Annotated in this window: 16 protein-coding genes and 1 pseudogene; 6 read left to right on the top strand and 11 right to left on the bottom strand. The window is 43.3% G+C overall.

Annotation, left to right across the window (positions count from 1 at the left end; genetic code table 11):
* Nucleotides 1-261 precede the first annotated feature (261 nt).
* From UA76_RS15620 to UA76_RS15605, 4 genes are all read left to right on the top strand, one after another.
* Entirely contained in the window at nt 262-873 is a 612-nt protein-coding gene (locus tag UA76_RS15620) for a virulence factor TspB C-terminal domain-related protein (protein ID WP_047048031.1), read from the top strand.
* Nucleotides 874-875: 2 nt separating this feature from the next.
* Nucleotides 876-1,205: a DUF2523 family protein gene (locus tag UA76_RS15615; protein WP_047048028.1), complete on the top strand. Its 330-nt coding sequence runs from the start codon at nt 876-878 to the stop codon at nt 1,203-1,205.
* A 10-nt stretch (nt 1,206-1,215) separates the two neighbouring features.
* On the top strand, nt 1,216-2,349 hold the full coding sequence (locus tag UA76_RS15610; RefSeq protein ID WP_047048024.1) for a zonular occludens toxin domain-containing protein: 1,134 nt from the start codon (nt 1,216-1,218) through the stop codon (nt 2,347-2,349).
* A 184-nt stretch (nt 2,350-2,533) separates the two neighbouring features.
* On the top strand, nt 2,534-3,718 hold the full coding sequence (locus tag UA76_RS15605) for a hypothetical protein (RefSeq protein WP_047048021.1): 1,185 nt from the start codon (nt 2,534-2,536) through the stop codon (nt 3,716-3,718).
* Between the two features lie 371 nt (nt 3,719-4,089).
* Here the strand turns inward: UA76_RS15605 and UA76_RS15600 are convergent, their stop codons facing one another.
* The 7 genes from UA76_RS15600 to matP form a co-directional block, all read right to left on the bottom strand.
* Nucleotides 4,090-6,180: an ATP-binding protein gene (locus UA76_RS15600; protein ID WP_047048017.1), complete on the bottom strand. Its 2,091-nt coding sequence runs from the start codon at nt 6,178-6,180 to the stop codon at nt 4,090-4,092.
* 67 nt (nt 6,181-6,247) lie between these two features.
* A complete protein-coding gene (locus UA76_RS15595) occupies nt 6,248-6,628 on the bottom strand; it encodes a phage protein (RefSeq protein ID WP_047048013.1) in 381 nt (126 codons plus the stop codon).
* A gap of 347 nt (nt 6,629-6,975) precedes the next feature.
* Nucleotides 6,976-7,848, bottom strand: coding sequence for an HDOD domain-containing protein (locus UA76_RS15590; RefSeq protein WP_337588548.1), 873 nt, complete (start codon nt 7,846-7,848; stop codon nt 6,976-6,978).
* A 5-nt stretch (nt 7,849-7,853) separates the two neighbouring features.
* Nucleotides 7,854-8,192 carry a hypothetical protein gene (locus tag UA76_RS25465; protein WP_337588547.1) on the bottom strand — a complete coding sequence of 113 codons (339 nt, stop codon included), beginning with the start codon at nt 8,190-8,192 and terminating at the stop codon, nt 7,854-7,856.
* Nucleotides 8,193-8,276: 84 nt separating this feature from the next.
* The gene (locus tag UA76_RS15585; RefSeq protein WP_047048010.1) at nt 8,277-8,597 is read right to left on the bottom strand and encodes a hypothetical protein; all 321 of its coding nucleotides are present in this window, start codon (nt 8,595-8,597) and stop codon (nt 8,277-8,279) included.
* A 109-nt stretch (nt 8,598-8,706) separates the two neighbouring features.
* On the bottom strand, nt 8,707-9,018 hold the full coding sequence (locus UA76_RS15580) for a DUF3634 family protein (protein WP_047048006.1): 312 nt from the start codon (nt 9,016-9,018) through the stop codon (nt 8,707-8,709).
* Between the two features lie 15 nt (nt 9,019-9,033).
* Complete coding sequence (gene matP / locus UA76_RS15575; RefSeq protein WP_047048004.1) at nt 9,034-9,483, bottom strand: macrodomain Ter protein MatP; 450 nt, start codon at nt 9,481-9,483, stop codon at nt 9,034-9,036.
* A gap of 159 nt (nt 9,484-9,642) precedes the next feature.
* Here matP and UA76_RS15570 point away from each other — a divergent pair.
* Together UA76_RS15570 and fabA are read left to right on the top strand one after the other, a co-directional pair.
* Nucleotides 9,643-11,300: pseudogene (locus UA76_RS15570) on the top strand (S16 family serine protease).
* 88 nt (nt 11,301-11,388) lie between these two features.
* On the top strand, nt 11,389-11,907 hold the full coding sequence (gene fabA, locus UA76_RS15565; protein WP_047048001.1) for a bifunctional 3-hydroxydecanoyl-ACP dehydratase/trans-2-decenoyl-ACP isomerase: 519 nt from the start codon (nt 11,389-11,391) through the stop codon (nt 11,905-11,907).
* Nucleotides 11,908-12,064: 157 nt separating this feature from the next.
* Here the strand turns inward: fabA and rmf are convergent, their stop codons facing one another.
* The 4 genes from rmf to UA76_RS15545 form a co-directional block, all read right to left on the bottom strand.
* Nucleotides 12,065-12,238 (bottom strand): ribosome modulation factor, encoded by a 174-nt coding sequence (gene rmf, locus UA76_RS15560; protein ID WP_047047998.1) that lies wholly within the window; start codon nt 12,236-12,238, stop codon nt 12,065-12,067.
* Between the two features lie 167 nt (nt 12,239-12,405).
* Nucleotides 12,406-14,091 carry a DUF3466 family protein gene (locus UA76_RS15555; protein WP_047047995.1) on the bottom strand — a complete coding sequence of 562 codons (1,686 nt, stop codon included), beginning with the start codon at nt 14,089-14,091 and terminating at the stop codon, nt 12,406-12,408.
* Nucleotides 14,092-14,098: 7 nt separating this feature from the next.
* Nucleotides 14,099-16,015, bottom strand: coding sequence for an ABC transporter ATP-binding protein (locus UA76_RS15550; RefSeq protein WP_047047993.1), 1,917 nt, complete (start codon nt 16,013-16,015; stop codon nt 14,099-14,101).
* Complete coding sequence (locus UA76_RS15545) at nt 15,993-16,235, bottom strand: glutaredoxin family protein (RefSeq protein WP_075202589.1); 243 nt, start codon at nt 16,233-16,235, stop codon at nt 15,993-15,995. The genes UA76_RS15550 and UA76_RS15545 overlap by 23 nt, the downstream gene beginning before the upstream one ends.
* Between the last annotated feature and the right edge of the window lie 10 nt (nt 16,236-16,245).

Raw genomic sequence — 16,245 nt, 5'->3', positions numbered from 1 at the left:
CCCAACGCCCGACTTACCCGATGAAAACGAAACCCCAGACGGTGAACCCAACTTTTTGCGACTTACATCCTCAGCTTTTGTAACCCTGCTGAACCGACACAGCCGCCAACCCCTGAGCCAAACCCAAATCCAGATGCGTCCACCAAACCGGATAACCCAGATCTAACGCCAGGTGAAAACGAAAACAGTAAACAACTTCAAGAAGCCAACGAACACTTACAGAATATCAACCACAACGTCAAAGAACTCGACAACAATCTTGTGGCTCAATTGCAGCTGGCTAACGAACTCGCCAAACATCAGTTGGGTGAACTTAAAGATCTAAAGAAGAAATCAACGGGTAGCGGCGGCAGTTCTGGAACCACACAAGCGGTCAATGAAGGTAATGACAAACTCGATGACATTGCGTGTTTACTCGATGAAGAGTGCGAATCCGAAGGTAAAGAAAAGCCCACCGCTAACGTGGATTGTTCAAAGTCCATCTTCGAGTGCAAAGGCGATGTGATCCAATGCGCCCTACTTAAAGTCACTTACGAAAACTCCTGTACCACCGACGAACTCAAGCAGCTTGAAGCCGCCTTTGATGGAATCGCGAACGTCGACAATGAAGGCATGTTAGTCGATGAAGAAACGGAAATGGACTTTTCCAAAATCGATACCAAGTACCTAGACAACGGCGTTTCTTTCGGTGGTGGTGCCAGTTGCCCCGCCCCTGCTCATATCCCCTTAGACCTTGATTGGGCAGGTTCTTACACCATCGACTTTAGTTACGAGCCTGCCTGTCAATGGGCAGAAATTTTCAATCCATTGGTACACATAGCAGGTTGGATATTTGGCTTATTCATCATCTTTAGAGCAAATGGAAGCGTGTAAACATGAGTTACTTTATTACTTTTTTATCCACCGTGGTGCTGCCACTAATACCCTCAATCGTAAGAGGCATCGTCACCTATGCAGCGGTGTCATTGGGTTTCAGCCTTGTCGTTTATAAAGGTGCTGAGTCAGCCATTGAAACCTTGGTCGATTACATCCAAGCCAATATGGACGGTGTTGGGGCTGATATCGCCATGCTGTTATCACTGGCAGGAGCAGACAAGTTCATCAACATAGTCCTGACGTGTGGGGTCTTTGCCTTAACACTTCGCGGCCTAATGGTGGCGACGGGCTATCGTCCAAGTTGGCGAAAACCTCAAGCCATTTCATAGGAGCATCATTATGTTATTTGGATTCTCAGGTGTGATGGGAACAGGTAAAACCCTTAACGCGATCAAGTTCATCATAGAGAACGACGACTTTGCAGGGCGCCCCGTCTATTACCAAGGCATTAGGGTGCTACTGCTCGATTACGAAGTCTGTGACAGTTTTCAAGGCTTTCTCTACGGGGTCTATTGGCAGAAAAACCAAGACAATACCGCCCTATCCTCCAAGCTTGAAAAGATAGACAAAGAAAGACGCTTAGCCACCATAGAAGACTTTCCATACCTTGCTTATGAGTACAAGCAACATGACCCAATGGCGCTTTGGCTTGCGTGGTTTAAAAAGCTCGCCTCCCCAACTCGCCTCACCATGTACCAAGAAGCGCTGGACGTCTTAGGTATTGATGAATCGCAACTGACTTACGACCATATCCAACAAATGAACCTGTCTTGGAAACAGTTTCATGATCCAACCATCATCCATGAACTTCCATCGGGTTGCGTGGCCTTGGTCGATGAAGTGCAGAACATTTGGGGAACACGCCAATCATCAAAAGAAGTGCCGCCCGATGTTGAACATGTCGCCACCCATAGACACAACGGCCAAGACCTCGTTTACATCAGCCAAGACTTCAAAGACGTTGACCAGTTCATCAGACGACGTTTACAAGAATACCGACACTACCATTTGATTGGTGGGGACAACCTACACGAATACTTTCACATTCGAGCGTTCGACCCAGACAAACCGTCTGACTTAGAGAAAACAGACAAACGAAGCATTACCCGTGACGCCAATTACTACGGGGTTTACTTAAGCTCGATTAAACACACTCAGAACGTCAAAACCGACCCGACCATTGCATTGGGTAGAAAGATGATCATTTCATCCATCAGTTGGATCGTTGCCTGTATTATTTTTCTCATCGGGGTTTCTACTATCTGTTTTTCTCAGGTGATGACGCCCAAGCCCAAGAACCGAGCGCCGAACAAACCACTCAGTCAACAGTCACACAGACCTCAACCCAGTCACCCGTATTTGCAAACAACGGCGACTACATCAGCAAGTTCAACAAGCGCATTGATTCACTGCCATTCAGCGCCCCACTTTATGACGACATCACAAGCAGCCCAAGCCAGTACCCAGAACTGATTTGCGTTATTGCGCGTAATGATTGCTCTTGCTTCACCCAACAAGGTACCGATTACGCCATAGACATGGACGCGTGTATCAACATTGCCAAGTTTGGCTACTTTGACCCATTCAAAAATGAATCCGGTAGAAACCAAAAACGAAGTAACAAAAAAGGCTCACTCAACCAAGGAGGCGTATCACAATGATAAGGACATTACTCATCCTGTTCGCGCTGTCATTTAATGCACAAGCATTTGAAGCAAACCTATCAGGCAAAACATTGAACGAGTTTTTCATCGTGGCCAGTAAGACCTTTGAAAAATCCATCGTGGTTGATCCAAAAATCGACGGAGACTTAAAGCTGTACCAATCCCATGGCGCGGCTAACTTTCGGGATGTTTGGTTTAGTGTTATGCGTGCGCACAACCTCACCTATGTAGAGTCATCAACAGTGATTCGAGTCCAGCTGCGTAACCAACTCAAAGCGGGAAACGATATTGTCACTCGAACTTATAAGCTCTCACACTTAACGGCCGACGAAATACTCAAACCCATCACCGACTCATTACGGGTACAGTCCTCGGTGCTCGATGTTCCCGAAGTGACCGCAGTATCAAGCATCATTGCTGGGTCTGCCCTTATGGTGACTGCGCCTAAATCTTTACATCAAAACGTTGCGAACTTCATCAACGCGGTCGATACGCCACTCAAGCAAATCAAAATACGCGCGGCCATTGTTGAAACCTTAGACGGTAGCCTTAGAGATTTGACCGTTGACATGAAAGCAGGAGCCGGAGCCATTCAAGCTGCCTTTACAGGTTCAATCGCAGGGTTCATGCGAACTGACCCAAACCTCAAAGTATCATCCGATGACTTCTCAGCCTTCATTCGATTCATAGAATCGAGCGACCAAACGCAACTACTTAGCCGCCCAGAGCTGACCATACTCCACGGCCACGAAGGATTGATATCAGTCGGCCAAGAACTGCCCTTTATAACAGGCAGCTACACAACCGAATCCGATACAAGCGACAAGCCCTTTCAAACCATCGAACGTAAGGACGTGGGACTTTCGTTATTCGTGAAACCCTACATTGGCTACAACGGAGACATAAAACTCAAGATACGCCAAGAACTGAGCCGAGTGGACAAGTCAGTTGAGGCAAGCGACATCGTAACGTCGAAAAGACAGATAGACACCACTCTTACAGTGAGACCCGGTGACACAGTTGCACTTGGAGGAATGACGTCGACCGACAGCCAGAAAGTGAATGTAAAGGTGCCGGTTCTCGGAGACATTCCGTTACTCGGCATCTTGTTTAGTTCGGAAAGTGAGAAAGCAGCAAAGCGCACATTGAGCGTCGTGCTCTACATAGAAGAAGTATAAAGCCCCGCAGGGATAAGCGAAGCGAAACCGCCAAACGCCCAACAAGTACCAAGCCGAACGCTACGGCACATCAATAGCAACTCAAAGCACGCACCGAAGGCCAGTACCAACTGCTAGCGCCTTCGGTGTCACTCACTGCGCCAAACTCCAACGCCCCCAAAAAAGCCGCTTCATTGCCAAGATAAAACCTTGCAGAGACTCACAGTAACAAAGGTGCTCCATGCAACTGCAACCCATAAGACTGAACAGGAAGACCAAAGACACAATAACGCGCATGGGATGCTATGAGGGACGAAGAGCGCCCAGCGCGACTTGGTCTTCGACCCCCGTTCTGTATTACGGGGGTAAATTCAACCTAACTTCTAGCAATGTTATGCAGTTGTCAGATTCTTAATATCTTGAGTCAGAGTATCAGGACTTTTTTCTTCTTTACTTTCCGCATACTTAATGTTCAACGTATGAATAATATGGTTATACCTCAACTTGTAGTCACCTATAACATCCGTCCATTCCTTTATCCAAACGCGGATATTACCATCGTCAATAAGCAGGCCTTTTTTACCCTTCTCTCGTTGGTTGTTTAGTTGCATGTCAATCATTGCTCGACGATGGCTAGACTCGGTAATTCTATTTCCGACGAGAACAAAATCCCACTGGTCGTTTTTAGTATTGAATTTTTCTTCCGACTTTATGACTTTCACATAGCCTGTAATCTGGTCGTATTCTTTGTCCGTTAACTTAACAGAAGGTCTTTTGAGTTCTAATACTAAATGTCTGTAATATTGTTCGCCTTGCTCATACATTGGTAGTTTTTGTGTAGCAAAAACGTCCATCTCTTTGTTCTTATTCTCGTGCTGTACTTTGTATTTATCGAAGTGTTTTGGTGGGAAAACTTCATTCTCAAAGTCGTCTAACGCATTCAAGTCCTCATTTTTAAATTTAAGTAATTTCCTCAATGCTTTATCGAACTTTTCTTCTTCAGTCGTTACTACATTGTATTCCTCACCAAAGATCCACAAATTAGACTCAATGACTCTTTGAATATGAGCGACTTCGTAACTGTCTTTCTTATTGGCTAGCAACTGCTCAAACAGGTCCAATGCATACAATCTGTTTTCTAACTTGTTTATTGTTCTTACCATATTGCCCATCGCTACTTTTTCTAGCGAGTTTGACAGCATTCTTAGTTCAGTTTCGTCAAGAGAAACAATACCATCAAGAGCATCAAAAAGTGCCTTAGGGTCTTCAGAGTTAACTATTTTGTCTATTAGTTTAACTAAAATTTTCTTTTGCTTATTAGTATTCAAGCTGTCAAAAACTGATGAATCAGCGTTATAAATCACTCGAATAGCGTCTTTCAATTGTTGAGTTTTGAAATTAGCTAAGGCATTGTTTTGTGACTTTGGAATGATCCCACATTTCGTATACTCATCAATCAACTCATCAATTGCACTTTTTCTCAAGTTATCGTAAACAGACTTAATCTTTTCGTTTGCTATTCGGGAAATAGATAGAAATTTTGATGCTGTCTTATCGAATTTTGTGGCAAGGCCATCGTTTTCAGTGCAGAACTGATTAAACCACGGTGATTTAACTATGCATGTATAGAAGTAAGAGTTTTTTGGTTTAGACTTTGTTTTATAAACGACATTATTCATCTCATCACAATAAAAGATCGTACACTCTTCTTCGTCTATCTTTTTATTCCATACATGTAAATCATACTGTACCGGGTCGTTATCTATTGTTTCTTCGTAACTTGTGCTCACTCTTGGAGGTTTAGTCGATAACCTTTTCCCGTTGAGATTAATCCTTAGATCAGCTTTAAAGAAGTTAATCCAAGTTACGTTTTCTTCTAAGTATTCAGTTACGTTGGATACAAAATTATCAGCTGACACACTGAAACTATTGAACGTAACTGTAGTTCCATTGCTTAAAGGTCTGTTATTGTTTTTTACTTCTAGAATATTGAATTTATCTAGTGACCCCTCTGTTATATTCAGCTCGATGGGCTTTTTATCTTTACTGACCGTTCTCCAAGACGCGCTATCACAAAATTTAAAAAAGCTTAGTCTTCCACGACCATGTCTCCCTCGCATTAAGTAGTCATTTGAACCTTTCTTTTTTGACTGTTCAAAATAGTCGAAAGGAGACTTGCCATCACTTAACTCGAACCCTGACCCGTTGTCTTCTATGATGATGCTGTTTATATGGTCGGCTTCTTTGTCAATGTCCGTTGTGATTTCTATAGTTGTAGAACCTGCGTCGATTGCGTTCCAAATGAACTCAGAAAATGCCTTGGGTTTTGACATTTGTTTGAACTTGGCTTTAACCGTAGCTTTAGAAGCTGTTAGTTTTCGTGATTGCATAAAATATCTCATCAGCTGATTGGCTAGATAACTTCTAGTATTCTCATTCACCCCTTTTGCCACGTCAAATTTTTGTTCAGTTAAATGAGACAAAAAGCCGTTCCCTTTCAAAGAGTTCGGCCTAATGTTTACAAGCTTGATGAACTATGAACTCAAGATCCTATCCATTTGCTTTGCTTTTAATATTGCAAATCGCCCTCGATAACCTTAGTAATCTTTTGCTAGTCTTAATTTCTAAGTCAGATTGAATATGCAACAAAGCGACACCAGTCAAAATTTGTTGGGGTGTAACTGTTTCCCCAGTAGGTAATTCAAGGTTTTTGCCGCTAACTCTAAACCCATTCCATTCTTCAAATCCACTCAACTCCAGTCGTTTATGCATTTTCATAAGCTTACGGCATTCATTTGGAATAGGCTTACCTTTGTCCCAACCTCTAACCGTTCCAAGGCTTTTACAACATATCTTTGCCACTTCTTCGATGGTTAGACCACAGTTAAACTCACGGAAAATTTGATTCTTAGTCATCTCGTGATACTTCATAACTTGTTCCCTTAGTGAAATAAGGGAATGTAAGAGTACCAATACGTGACGTTGTAATTTCAATTATTACATGCGACACGCTACAACTATGGCCCAGGTTCAATTTGAACCTCGTCACATTATTTAATCTAGGAACATTTAATTTTTCGACTTCCATAAGCTTAGTAACTCACGGAAAAGTAAGGTTTTTTGTTATTACGGGCTATTTGTGGATTGTATGATTCAAAACCGAGAAAATTACGCTTTGATGTGAAACTAGTTCCATTTAACGTAAGGTCACATAATGCGCACTGAAATTGTAGGTGCAATTTAGTAATGTCCGGTTTGAACAATTTTAAAATGTCCTCTTATGCTTGTAGTCCAATCTTGCCAGGCTTTAATTGTTTAAGTCTCTCAAGATCTTGTGGCGGCATTTGCACATGTGCAAACCAAAATGGCTTGTGCTTTTCTACAAACACATTGCTTCTGTCTAAACAATCAAATATCGAGTACGCTCTTGCTTGAGCCAATGCGACTCCATGTGGCGTTCTCTCTAATACCGGTTGTTTTTCGATGTCTTCAATTAATGCATTTTTTAAATGTAGATTTGTTCCTGACCACTCTATGTGCTCTACGAGCTTCTCCGTCAGTTTATGCTCAAGCTTAACAAGAACATTTGGCAGAACAGAAAACGTTGGCTGTACCTCTGCACATGCATAATATTCTTCTCTTCGATGCTCAGCTCTGTACTGCTGCATTTTTTCCACCAAAGCATCTTCAAACAGCTGGCTGAAATGATTCACAACACCAAATTGATACAACGTTCTTAGGATTCCAATGGCAATGCCTTCATCGGGTTCTTTGACCTTGGACTCTACAAGCCTCAGTCTTGTTACGTTTGCCGTGAGTATTGTGTGTTGCCATAACTTCGGCGCTATCGTTTTCGTCTGTTTGTCATCCCATTTCAATAAGGCCTTCGCCATAAGCACAGGAATCAGCAACCTTAAATTGTCTAACCCGACTTGACCAATGGCCACTTTACAATCCGTGACGTTTCTTGCCGTTTTACCAAGGCGGCTACAAAACTTGGGGTTATTGGCTAATTCAACAATGTTCGCCCTTAACTGTGTATCTAGCGTAATCAAGGTGTTGAGCTTTGAAAAGTTGAACGATGGCGAATAAGCGACAGACAAAAAATAAGAGAAATCTGGAAATCGACCAAAGAGCTTTGAAACTGGCATTTCACTTAGCTATTTACCATAACATTCTCAGTGTGCTTACTTACATCTAACACCACCTTTTGATGCAATGCTTGCCGATCTAGGAGTTGCTTCCGTTTCTCTTTGACACGTGCCGCCTCACATTCCAAAAGCAATCGCTGGTTATTCGTGATACGTTCTTCTTCTTTGGTAATGACAGTGTCACAAAATTCACTCTGACGGCTAAATACGCTGTCTACCTCTGACTGGTCTAATAAATATTTCAAGCTAACCAACCACTTAGCGTGTCGCTCTTCCGTCATTCGTGAAATTTTTTCTGCTAGCTGATTCGCTTGATCGGTATAAGTTTTGTTGGCTACAAGCAAGGTACGACACCTACATAACACATTACTCAATAAAGTAACTTTAGCTCAAAACTCACGGTTCTGGCTTTCAAAGATAAGCAATTATCAATGCGATATATGCAGTCTTATGTACTTTTCTGGCTCCTTGTAACGATACTTCTTCCCTACTTTCAAAGCCTTCTTACTCACCTTGCAGACGCGTTTGTCACCAGTGTAACTAGCACTTTTTATATAGGCATAATTGTCGTCATGGCGCATTTCAATCATTAAATCACAGTAGCCATACTCAGTATCTGGACTGCGCTTAACCGCTTTCATTACCTCTTTCTTGATCTTACTTGCGACATTGTTTCGCTCAGAATCGTCCCTAGAGTACGCATCTTTAACAAAGATACAGAGTGATAGAACAATGAGTAGTCTTGTCATGTAACCTCCTATTAAGGAGGTTATCTTGTCGAGATTGGAAGTTGGTGACAAACTGTGAGGAGAATTATCGGGCTCAAAGCCAACGATGCCGTAATTGACAAGTTAGAATCTAAGCGCGCTTCTTGTCACCAGAAGACTTAAAACCTTGATGAGGAAATACATTTCGTATGCGTTGCTGTACTTTTTTAGGAACTTGCTTGGAGAAGGTTAGCTTTGCGCCTGTTCGTTGTTTATACACCTTCATCGTTCCATCAAATGGAACAATTTCGCCAATTTCTATTACATTATGACGAAACTTAGGCGGGAAATGCCCTTTGACATTCGTGATTACCCCACCCTCAAACGTCACTTTAAGAGCAGGACGATCCACAGCAACTAGCCAAAATATGATCACTGCAGCAATGAGCATGACGTACAACATACAACAACTCCTTGTTTAATCAGACAGCAGTTTACTTAAATCCTGTTTCAAGTTACTTACCGCTTTACTGGCTTTCTCACTTCGAGAAGCTTCAGATAAAAGGTATTCAATTGCATCTGAGAGCGTGCAACCCAGTTCGTTAGCTCGGTATGAAAGCTTCTCCCATACACGATAGTCTAAATCGATGGATTTTTTCTTTGTATGAATCTGCTCAGCGTTGAAATGGCGCTTTCGCTTCGCTCTGATCGCTTGCTTGAGCTTATTATCAAGCTCCAAGGACATGTGATTCTCAATCCACTCAAGAACTTTTGTCGGCTCGTGTTCTAGCCCTCTCAGGCTTTCCACCGCGGTAGCATCCTCACTACTGTCGATATGACGCGTTATTTTCTCACCGTCTTTCCATTTCTTTATGAGGTATTGCCATTTCCAACCGCATTCCAAGTTTTCAAGTTGTTGATATTTCATGATTGAGCAGGATCCTTAACGTTTAGGGTGACAGCGTAACCCAAAATCAGTCAACCTAACAATAGCGATAGATAAAAAACTAGAGCGAGATCATTTGTCTGTCCCCTACTACCGTTTTTCTATATAATCGTGCAAAATTTTTAGGAAACAACAGACTACATGAAACAAGAAAGTTGGCAGGCCGTCACACCACAGTTCGATAAGTTTAGTACCTCAATAGACAATTATTCGAACCAAAATCCTATCGAACTATTAGATATCCAACCAAGACTCAAGGCCGCCATCTCCCAGTTTAGTCTCTCCAACGGTGTCACCCGTGTTCTACTGGTGAATGGTCAAGATAATCCATTTCATAACGCTCTACTAACTGAAGCCTTTAGTGAGTTTACCGACAAGCCTTTCAAACTATGTGAAAGCCTAACTATGGCTGACGTGCTTGGAAGCTACAAAGCCGATGAACACGGCACCGTTGTCACGCAAACTGAAGGGCTACTGAGCCAAGTTCAGAATGGGTTTCTCTGTGTTTCTGCCAATCTTCTCCTTACCAATCCCGTCACGTGGCTCACGTTAAAGTCTGCGTTGTTTGGTCATGCGGTAGAGCCTATTAACGTAAACCCTAAACTACCGGCGAAAGAGTCCTGCCTACAACCCTACAACTTTAAGCTCATCGTACTTGGTAATCGGGAGCAACTAGCAGACTTAGACTTCCAAGATCAAGATATACACAGTGGCTTATGTATGTTCAGCGAGTATGAGCCAGAACTCGCACTGAATGATGAAAGTATTGGTCTGTATTTGGGTTACATTCAATGGCTCACTGCTAAATATCAATTACCAAATCTAACCCCTTCTGCCATTAAACGACTCATGGTTGCGGGTGCACGTTTAACCGAGGATCAAGCTATATGCCATTGGATACTCTTTGGTACCTCGCTCTCATTCAAGAAGCTGCATTAAATAATTCGTCCAAAAACGGCTCTTCCAATTCAATCGATGGCCCTGATATCGATAAAGCACTCGATGAACGTTACTACCGTTCTAGCTATTTGCCAGAGCGTGCATTGTCGGACATTTTCGATGGTCAAGTGATCATTGAAACTCAAGGTGAGCAAATTGGACAAGTCAATGGACTTACAGTCATTGATGTACCGGGCCACCCACTTGCTTACGGTGAGCCTGCTCGAATTTCTTGCGTTATCCATTTCGGCGATGGCGATATTTCAGATGTTGAACGAAAGGCAGAACTTGGTGGCAATTTGCATGCTAAAGGCATGATGATCATGCAAGCGTTTGTAAGCTCTGCTCTGAATCTAGATGAGCCTTTGCCTTACTCAGCTTCTGTTGTGTTTGAGCAGTCTTACTCAGAAGTCGATGGCGACAGCGCATCATTAGCTGAGCTATGTTCGTTCGTAAGTGCCCTATCTGAATACCCTATCAATCAACAAATCGCAGTAACCGGCGCTGTTGATCAGTTTGGACGCGTACAAGCTGTCGGCGGTTTGAATGAAAAAATCGAAGGCTTTTACCATGTCTGTAAACATCAAGGACTGACGGGCCATCAAGGCGTCATACTTCCTACTTCAAACTTAAAGCATCTCGCGCTAAGTAAAGATGTTGTTGAAAGCATCAAGAACAATGAGTTTCACATCTGGTCGGTTTCACATGTCGATGAGGCCATTCCAATCCTTATGGGACAAGAGTTCCGCAGTGAGGATGAAAACAGCGTGATCAGTAAAATTGCGGCTCGAATTGAAAACTATGAGAGGCATGAGCATCCACCAAGTTTATTCCAACGTATTCGCGAATGGATTTCCTGAATAGAAACAAATTAATACACTGATCGGAGTTGTCTAGCTTACACGTGTTCACTAACATGCACCTATCAAAAATCGGAGTTTATTGATAATGCAAAATAAAAAAGATTCTTATAACCGCGACGACCTACTAGCATCTAGCCAAGGCGAACTATTCGGCCCGGGTTACCCACAACTGCCTGCGCCAAACATGCTTATGATGGACCGCGTTACTAAGATGTCTGAAACAGAAGGCGATTTTGGTAAAGGCCTTATTCTAGCAGAGCTGGATATTAACCCAGACCTATGGTTCTTCGATTGCCACTTCCCTGGCGACCCAGTAATGCCAGGCTGCCTAGGTTTAGACGCGATGTGGCAACTGGTTGGTTTCTTCCTTGGCTGGGTTGGCGGCAAAGGTAAAGGCCGTGCTTTAGGTGTTGGTGAAGTTAAATTCACAGGCCAGATCCTTCCAACTGCGAAGAAAGTGACCTACGAAATCCACATGAAACGCGTAGTTAATCGTAAGCTTGTTATGGGCCTAGCTGACGGCCGTGTTCTAGTAGACGGCAAAGAGATCTACGTAGCGAAAGATCTTAAAGTTGGCCTCTTCCAAGATACGTCTGCTTTCTAAGCTTACTTTTTCTTTATTAGATAGTTTCCCAAAACGGCGATATTCGCCGTTTTATTTTAAAACAATACGTTTAGTTATAGTGCGTTAGTTAATGCAATAAAAGCCCCAAATGGGGCTTTTATTAAAATTCCTATTTTACTGCATGTGGATGCATTCGTTATTTATAGAGTCCCGCAGTTTTATCGTCGCGGGCATCACGCCAACCTCCTAACCAATAGGAACGAGCGTCCATCTGTTGGTATGGACAAGCTTCTTGCGAGCGTCCATTTAGTCCTGCTTTATAACCTTGAGATTGAGCTCGCTCTAGGCGGTCACGCTTCTGTCTCTTCATAGTGTCGTCCTCATACATAAAAATGGTGTCTAACGTACTACTATTAAATCTATGTGGAGCTTTTATGACTCCAGTATTAAGAATCGATCAAAATACGGCCTTTCTCAAGCAATAAAAAAGGCACGGGATCATTTTTGTGACCCCGTGCCTCGATTTACAATTTAAGACTATTTTTTACGAAACCGAATCAGACCTAAGACAGCCAAACCAAGCCAACCTAAGCTACCACCTTTGCGTTCAACTGGCTCTTCATCAATCGACCTTGTGACAATGTCACCATTCGCGTAACTCGCTCCCGCTATAGGGATCAGTTTAACAGCCACTGTTTTCTCTTGCGTTGAACCGCCGCCACAGTATGAGTTATGCGCGACCGTATCATAACCGCCTTCACACTTAGTCGCTGTCGCCGAAATAACACCAGCATCATTTATATCCGACGCGGCGAAAATACGGAACTGGTTATTGTGACTTGATACGTTTTGACCGTTGGTGTCACCATTCGTCAATGTATCCAAGAACCAAGCTTGATTGTTAAAAATTGCGCTACGAGCTGCGTCAGTACCATTTGCACTGATTGGATTAATAAACGCGCGCTTGCGACGCGGCTTACCACGGTTTTCACGGTTATCTTCCGCATCTAACATACCAACAAACTCATTGTAGTTGTTGATTGCGCCTACTGTACCACCAGCACCATCAAAGAAGATACCGCCGGTAAAGTAAGTCGCCGTCGGACTAGTCACATCTGGTACATAGAACAAACGGTTACCAGCTGCACCATTTTGCGGACGACTACCCGGGCGCTTAGATGAACCCACCGCGACTAGATTGTTGTTGATACTTTCTGCTACCGAATTTGAGTATACGTACTCGTTGCTACCATTTTTAGAGTACGTTTCATTGATAATGCGGCTCGACCATTGAGTAGAGTCCAGCACATCCGCCTCGTCTACTTGGAATACCGTCGCATTCATGAAATTGTCGTCATAACTGTGGCTGTTATAACCAACCGCATAAACTTTTCCGTCTACTACAGCAACATCTCGGAGGCTACCTTGCGCCAGACGGTTATTTACTTCCGGTCTTTCAGTGCCGTTGCTATTTTTATTGTTCCAATCCAGTTCAACAACCGTATCTATGTTCCATAACGCAGCACGAGAGGTATGGTGCTCACCTTCATTATTTGAAAGTTCACGCGCAACACTACCGGCAACGTAAGTATCGCCATTAGCTTCGAAAGCCACCCAAGCGCGAGATTGCTTCCAGTTAGAACCGCTTTCGGTTGGAAGTACTGGGGCAACAGCATCATTACGCCTGTCTTTCGATGTGCTTTGGTTACCTACCGGCTCACGGCCCTCGGTCAAGCTATTGATAACATTATTAAATTTATTGTTGTATGAACCACCTTCTACAAAGGCCAGAGCATTGGAAGTAGTATCACCGTTCATCTCACGCTCCCATGGAGCGTAATGTTCATCCGCCCAAGAGTCACAAGTTGAGTAAAGCAGTTCACGATAACAGTAGTTTTTAAAATCGTCCCAGTCTTGGATATAGAAGAAGCCATTATCTAAAGCAAACGGAGCCTCTTCTCGATAACTTACTCCATCAACAGTCACGCGAGTTTCGCCTGCTAGAGCATAATCTGAAGACTGACAACTGGCAGCATTATCAAAACAACCTAACGGCTGTCCATTATCTCCAGGCTGAATCGCAACACCATATGAAGTATTGTACTCATCTGCACCAATACCTTCTGGTGCCACTTCTACAATTTGGTAAAGCGCTGCATTTGCGTTTAGTGCTGTAAAAACGGTCACAGCGACTGTTGATAATTTTAAATTCATACTACTCATGTAACTTCTAACTTTCCTGTTGCATCGCTTCGAGCTCTTCCCAACGCTCGAACGCAATTTCAAGCTCCTGCTCTACCGCAGAAAGCTTATCTAAAATCGGTTGTGTCTCATCCACGGATTTTGAGAAAAATGATGGATCATTCACTTGAGTTTGCAACGATTCGATTTCCTCTTCAAGGCTTTCTAATCGTTGAGGCAGTTCTTCTAATTCTCGTTGCAGTTTATAAGATAACTTCTTCGGTTTACTTTTGTGATTTGAAGTTTTGGGAGTTCCCTCAACCACTTTTTCTTGTTTCGTCGGTTTTTCAACCGCTCTGGACTTAATTACTTGGCTACGTTGCTGCTGAGCATCGTGGTAACCTCCAACGAATTCCTCAATGACACCATTACCTTCAAAGATCCAGCTCGTCATAACGGTATTATCAACAAACTCACGATCGTGACTGACAAGAAGTAAAGTACCCTGATAATTGGCAAGCAAATCTTCTAAAAGTTCCAATGTTTCTATGTCTAAATCGTTAGTTGGCTCATCAAGAACCAATAAGTTATTAGAACGTAGGAAAATACGAGCAAGGAGAAGGCGGTTTTTCTCACCACCAGACAGCGCTTTTACTGGTGTGCGCGCCCGTTTAGGCTCGAATAAGAAGTCTTGCAAGTAGCTCAGAGCATGGCGCTCTCTACCACCGACCATCACCTCTTGCTTTCCATCAGCAAGGTTGTCGATGACGGATTTTTCTGGGTCAAGAGTTTCACGATACTGATCAAAATACGCAACTTCTAGCTTGGTACCACAATGGAGCCTACCGCTATCAGGCTTTAACTGATCAAGCAGTAGCTTCAACAAAGTACTCTTACCACAACCATTAGGGCCGATAAGCGCAATCTTATCTCCGCGCATAATGTTAAAGCTAAAGTCCTTAACAATGTTTTGCCCATCGATACTGTAATTGAGGTTTTCAGCCTCGAATACAATTTTGCCTGAACGCGCTGCGTCATCGATCCTAAGAACAGCTTTGCCCTGAACCTCACGTCGTTCACTTCTTTCTTGTCGCAACTTCTTTAACGCACGCACACGGCCTTCATTACGCGTCCTACGCGCTTTAATGCCCTGTCGAATCCAGACTTCTTCCTGAGCTAGCTTTTTGTCAAACTCTGCATTTTGCATCTCTTCGACACGAAGAAGCTCTTCTTTATCAACGAGGTACTTCTCGTAGTCGCCAGGAAAAGAGTTCAATTTACCGCGATCGAGATCGATGATTCGCGTCGCCATCGATTTAATAAAAGTCCGGTCGTGAGAAATAAAGATGATTGAACCACGGAAGTCTTTTAAGAAAGTCTCAAGCCACTCAATGGTTGTCACATCTAGGTGGTTAGTCGGCTCATCAAGAAGCAAAACATCTGGGTCGCACACAAGCGCACGTGCCAATGCGGCTTTACGCTGCCAACCACCAGACAAATCCGTTAGTTTTGTACTGCCCTCAAGTTTAAGCGCCGCCAATACGTTCTTGATTCGGTCTTCAAAGCGCCATGCACCGGAATGCTCTAACTGCTCTTGAATGCGAGCGAGCTTATTAATGTTTGACTCGCTTGGGTCTTCACCCACGAGATCAAGCTGATCTTGGTAGATCTTAAGCTGCTCACCGATTTCTGCCAAACCGCCTGATACGTAGTCTAAAACCGTGCCTTCTTCATTACGTGGCGGATCCTGTTCCAAGCGAGACACCACCACGTCTTGGGTGATTTGCATCTTGCCGTCATCCATGATGATTTCACCAGCAAGCACCTTCATCAAGGTTGACTTACCCGCACCATTTCGACCAACAAGACAAACACGCTCATTCTCTTGTAGAGCAAAGTCCGCTTTGTCTAATAGTGGATGGTCACCAAATGCAAGCTGACCATTATGAATTGTAAGTAATGCCATTATTCTCTAACCAATGCTGTAATTGTTGTAAATCGAAGGGCCAATTGATCTCTGAAGAATCCACTTTTAATACTGGAATAGTGACGCCGTAACGAGAAAACAACGCGTCATCAAAAGCAATGTCGACTATTTCCACCAGATGAGAAACATTCGCTTGCTGAGTCAATTCAAATGCCATCTCACAAAGATGGCACCCTTCTGTGCTATAGAGCGTAATCACTTAGCTCAAA

This window comes from Vibrio mexicanus (assembly GCF_001012815.1).
Classification (GTDB): domain Bacteria; phylum Pseudomonadota; class Gammaproteobacteria; order Enterobacterales; family Vibrionaceae; genus Vibrio; species Vibrio mexicanus.
This window is presented reverse-complemented; position numbering and strand designations above follow the sequence as displayed.

Coding starts and splice junctions, on each gene's coding strand:
- rmf (WP_047047998.1), bottom strand. CDS start 12,238: ATGAAGAGACAGAAGCGTGACCGCCTAGAGCGAGCTCAATCTCAAGGT.
- UA76_RS15610 (WP_047048024.1), top strand. CDS start 1,216: ATGTTATTTGGATTCTCAGGTGTGATGGGAACAGGTAAAACCCTTAAC.
- UA76_RS15605 (WP_047048021.1), top strand. CDS start 2,534: ATGATAAGGACATTACTCATCCTGTTCGCGCTGTCATTTAATGCACAA.
- UA76_RS15595 (WP_047048013.1), bottom strand. CDS start 6,628: ATGAAGTATCACGAGATGACTAAGAATCAAATTTTCCGTGAGTTTAAC.
- UA76_RS15550 (WP_047047993.1), bottom strand. CDS start 16,015: ATGGCATTACTTACAATTCATAATGGTCAGCTTGCATTTGGTGACCAT.
- UA76_RS15585 (WP_047048010.1), bottom strand. CDS start 8,597: ATGACAAGACTACTCATTGTTCTATCACTCTGTATCTTTGTTAAAGAT.
- matP (WP_047048004.1), bottom strand. CDS start 9,483: ATGAAATATCAACAACTTGAAAACTTGGAATGCGGTTGGAAATGGCAA.
- UA76_RS15580 (WP_047048006.1), bottom strand. CDS start 9,018: ATGTTGTACGTCATGCTCATTGCTGCAGTGATCATATTTTGGCTAGTT.
- UA76_RS15615 (WP_047048028.1), top strand. CDS start 876: ATGAGTTACTTTATTACTTTTTTATCCACCGTGGTGCTGCCACTAATA.
- UA76_RS15555 (WP_047047995.1), bottom strand. CDS start 14,091: ATGAGTAGTATGAATTTAAAATTATCAACAGTCGCTGTGACCGTTTTT.
- UA76_RS15590 (WP_337588548.1), bottom strand. CDS start 7,848: ATGCCAGTTTCAAAGCTCTTTGGTCGATTTCCAGATTTCTCTTATTTT.
- fabA (WP_047048001.1), top strand. CDS start 11,389: ATGCAAAATAAAAAAGATTCTTATAACCGCGACGACCTACTAGCATCT.